Consider the following 3,819-nt stretch of genomic DNA (forward strand, 5'->3'; position numbering starts at 1 on the left):
GGGTGGCTCTGCGGGCTACACGAATTTGATTTTACCTAAATCCACAAAGCCACCCCCATCCCAACCTTCCCCCGCCGGACGGGGGAAGGGACAGGTTGCCGTTGCAGCAATCCGTATCGTGGGCTTTGCCCACGATATGAGTGAAAACGTGATCATCCAATTCAGATTGTCAGAAGATAGATTTCGTGGGCAAAGCCCACGCTACAAACTGGCGTGGATTAAATAAAAGGTCGTCTGAAAACCCAAACTTCAAGTTTTCAGACGACCTTTTGTACCCTGACAAGATAGTCGGCTTATGCTGCTGAATTTTGATGAATCAGGCAGCCCATATACAGATTACCGTCTTTCTGCCAGCCGAACAATTGGTTTTGCTGATCGCTGTTTTCAGCCATCAAGCCCAGAGTCAGCCAGTGGCTTTCTCGCGGAAGTTGACCTGTATACGGTTCGGGCGTGTGTATCAAGGGCAGGTCGAAATTATCGTTCCAGCTGACGCCTGCTTGGCGAAGTTTGCCGACGTATTGTTGCGTATCTTTAGGTGGTGCGGTAAACCAGGCAGCATGGACGGTGCGGTTTTTCAAAGCGTAATCGGCGTAGTGTCCGAAAGATTTGTTTTGCGCCGTTTCGTCGGACAAGGAGATGGCAATCGGACGCTGCAAAACCGCTTTGACGGGCAATTTGTTCTGTTTGGCGGCATAAGGCGAGGCAAACACCAGCCAAGTTGCGTTTTCTGTAAACTCGGCATCTGAAGCGTCTTCGTTCAGCCATGCCGAAAAAATCACATGAATGCCTTCAAACTGGCGGTTTTCCACCCAATCGCCCATCAAACTTTCGCCATCGGACAAAGGCTTGATAGTCGCGCGGACACCCGCCATTTCGGCGATTTCTTCAAATCTCTGCTGCCAGTTCAAATACGCTTCTTCGTCCGGCGCATCGATGTGCAGGGTCACAGGCTGCCGATACTCAGCCAATTCGCTCAACTTTTGGTAAAAATGTTCGGCAACGTAAGGATAGCCGCTGCGCCACAGGTCTTCGTCTTCATCACGCGGAAACAGAAAAAGATCGGCATTTCGTCCGCCTGAGGCTTGGGTAATGACGTCCGGCAGCGACAAGGGGTCGGGTAGGATGGTATGCGAATCGACCAATACGATGCTTCTTTGCGCCCAATCCGTCCATTTTTTGCGGATATTCGCTTTTTCGGTTTCCCAAGCATCTGCCGCCGCGCTGCGGTTCATCGACAAGATAAAGCGGTACAGCAAAGCCGCGCCCCAAACGCCAACCGGTATCAACAGATAAAACGGGCTGATTTTCAGCCACAACACAACAATCAACGCCGCAATGAAAAGCAAAGCCAATACCGTCAGCCATACCCAAGGGGTATTCCACTTGCTGTTTTTGCGGGCGACGATGGTATCGGGGATATCAGGAATAGACCAGTACATAATCTTCAGATATTGATTTGAAATAAATGGAATGAGTATAACAGCAAAAAAGCCAAATGTTTTTCCAAACTTGATTTCAGGTATCTTTTTCCCGCCAAACGGATTGACCGAAAACCCCTGCCCGATGTTTTTCAGACGACCTTTTGAGCCGGATAGAAAAAAACACCGACATCGCGTAAAATATGCGCAAATTTTGTGATTCAATCAGGTCGTCTGAAACAGATTGCGCCTGATTTATTTTTCCGGAAAACACCATGAGCGAACAAAACAATCCGCAAACCGAGCCGCAGTTGGACGAAAACCAAATCATCGCCCTGCGCCGCGAAAAACTGCACAACATCCGCCAACAGCGCATTGCCTATCCCAACGACTTCAAGCGCGACAGCTTTGCCGCCGATTTGCACGCCCGATACGGCGAAATCGGCAAAGAAGAACTTGACCCGCAAGCCGTTCCCGTCAAAATTGCCGGCCGCATGATGCTCAAACGCCAAATGGGCAAGGCGAGCTTCGCCACCATCCAAGACGTGACCGGCCAAATCCAGCTTTATCTGAACAACAAAGGCGTGAGTCAGGAAGTTTTGGACGATTTCAACCATTGGGACTTGGGCGACATCGTCGGCGCGGAAGGCACTTTGTTCAAAACCAACCACGGCGAATTGACCGTGCGCGTGTCCGACATCCGCCTGCTGTCCAAATCCCTGCGCCCGCTGCCCGACAAACACAAAGGCTTGAGCGATCAGGAAACCAAATACCGCCAACGCTACGTCGATTTGATTGCCAACGAAGAATCGCGCAATACGTTTATCAAACGCAGCCAAATCATCCAATCCGTGCGCAATTTCATGGTGAACGAGCATTATCTCGAAGTCGAAACCCCGATGATGCACCCGATTCCCGGCGGCGCGACGGCGAAACCGTTCGTGACCCATCACAACGCTTTGGACATCCCGCTCTACCTGCGCATTGCGCCCGAGTTGTATCTGAAACGTCTGGTGGTCGGCGGTTTGGAGCGCGTGTTCGAGATTAACCGCAGCTTCCGCAACGAAGGCATGTCCGTGCGCCACAACCCCGAATTCACCATGATTGAATTCTACGAAGCCTTCTCCGACTACGAACGCATGATGCAGATGGCGGAAGACATCATCCGCAACGCATCGCGCACGGTCAACGGCACGGCGAAAATCAGCTACAACGGCAAAGAAGTCGATTTGGAAAGCCCGTTTGAGCGCCTGACCATTCTTGAAGCCATCAAAAAATACAATCCGCACTACACCGACGAGCAGTTGAACGATGCAGAGTGGCTGAAAAAAGAAATCGTCAAACACGGCGAAAGCCTGCCGCCGTCCCCAGGCATCGGCAGCCTGCAACTTGCCCTGTTTGAAGGTTGCGCCGAGGGCAAACTGTGGAACCCGACCTTCATTGTCGATTACCCGGTCGAAGTTTCCCCGTTGGCACGCGCTTCGGATACGAAACAAGGTCTGACCGAGCGTTTCGAATTGTTCGTTGTCGGCCGCGAGCTGGCAAACGGCTATTCCGAGTTGAACGACCCCGAAGACCAAGCCGAACGCTTCAAAGCGCAAGTGGCGCAAAAAGACGCGGGCGACGACGAAGCCATGCACTACGATGCAGACTACATTCGCGCGATGGAATTTGGTTTGCCGCCGACAGGCGGTTGCGGCATCGGCATCGACCGCTTGGTGATGCTGTTGACCGATTCTCAAACCATCCGCGACGTGATTCTGTTCCCGCAGATGCGTCCCGAATAAGGTAGGCAGATAATAAAGAAAAGGTCGTCTGAAAACCGGAAAATGGTTTGAACTGCACCCCAAAAGTTGGACACATCCCCTCCAACTCACAAGGTGCAGTTTTTTTATGAGCAAATATACATTACACTTCAAATACCAAGCCGTACTCCACTACCTGCATATACGCAGCCAACAGCGTACCGCAGACCACTACGGCATTTCCCGAACCCACCTGAGACGATGGATACGCGCCTATCAAGAAGGCGGCATCGGCGCACTCGAACATCCCCAATCCAAAACCATGACCCAACACCGCAAAAACCCCTTCATCTCAGATAAACCCGACCAAGAAAAAACGCAGGCAGAGCTTATGAAGAGTTGTGCTATATGCGCGCAAAGGTTGCCTATTTAAAGGAGTTAAAAGCCCTCAGCCAAAAACAGACCGAAAAGGACAAAGCCAAACCGTCCAAACACTGAGGGCGCAACACCCGCTCAAATACCTGCTGCACATCGCAAACCTGCCCAAAAGCAGCTTTTACTACCACCACCAAGACCGACCCGACCCCGACGCAGCCGACAAAGCCCTCCTCGTCGAAACCTACCGGCGGCATAAAGGACGCTACGGACAAAGGCGC

Annotated in this window: 4 protein-coding genes and 1 pseudogene; 4 read left to right on the top strand and 1 reads right to left on the bottom strand. The window is 51.8% G+C overall.

Annotation, left to right across the window (positions count from 1 at the left end):
* Positions 1-226: hypothetical protein (locus HMPREF1051_RS15275; protein WP_036492545.1), on the top strand; the 226-nt coding region annotated here is incomplete at its 5' end.
* 67 nt (positions 227-293) lie between these two features.
* On the opposite strand, the gene HMPREF1051_RS07935 is transcribed toward HMPREF1051_RS15275, so the two are convergent.
* A complete protein-coding gene (locus HMPREF1051_RS07935; protein ID WP_003766868.1) occupies positions 294-1,439 on the bottom strand; it encodes a hypothetical protein in 1,146 nt (381 codons plus the stop codon).
* Between the two features lie 254 nt (positions 1,440-1,693).
* Between HMPREF1051_RS07935 and lysS the strand changes: the two genes are divergently transcribed.
* The 3 genes and pseudogenes from lysS to HMPREF1051_RS14875 form a co-directional block, all read left to right on the top strand.
* A complete protein-coding gene (gene lysS / locus HMPREF1051_RS07940) occupies positions 1,694-3,205 on the top strand; it encodes a lysine--tRNA ligase (protein WP_003766870.1) in 1,512 nt (503 codons plus the stop codon).
* A gap of 106 nt (positions 3,206-3,311) precedes the next feature.
* A complete protein-coding gene (locus tag HMPREF1051_RS07945; protein WP_003766864.1) occupies positions 3,312-3,596 on the top strand; it encodes a helix-turn-helix domain-containing protein in 285 nt (94 codons plus the stop codon).
* A pseudogene (locus HMPREF1051_RS14875) lies at positions 3,565-3,819 on the top strand (hypothetical protein); the annotation flags it as partial. The gene HMPREF1051_RS07945 and the pseudogene HMPREF1051_RS14875, both read left to right, overlap by 32 nt.

This window comes from Neisseria sicca VK64 (assembly GCF_000260655.1).
Classification (GTDB): domain Bacteria; phylum Pseudomonadota; class Gammaproteobacteria; order Burkholderiales; family Neisseriaceae; genus Neisseria; species Neisseria sicca_B.

Excerpts from the sequence above, each read along its gene's own strand:
- HMPREF1051_RS07945 (WP_003766864.1), top strand. The coding sequence starts at position 3,312 with ATGAGCAAATATACATTACACTTCAAATACCAAGCCGTACTCCACTAC.
- HMPREF1051_RS07935 (WP_003766868.1), bottom strand. The coding sequence starts at position 1,439 with ATGTACTGGTCTATTCCTGATATCCCCGATACCATCGTCGCCCGCAAA.
- lysS (WP_003766870.1), top strand. The coding sequence starts at position 1,694 with ATGAGCGAACAAAACAATCCGCAAACCGAGCCGCAGTTGGACGAAAAC.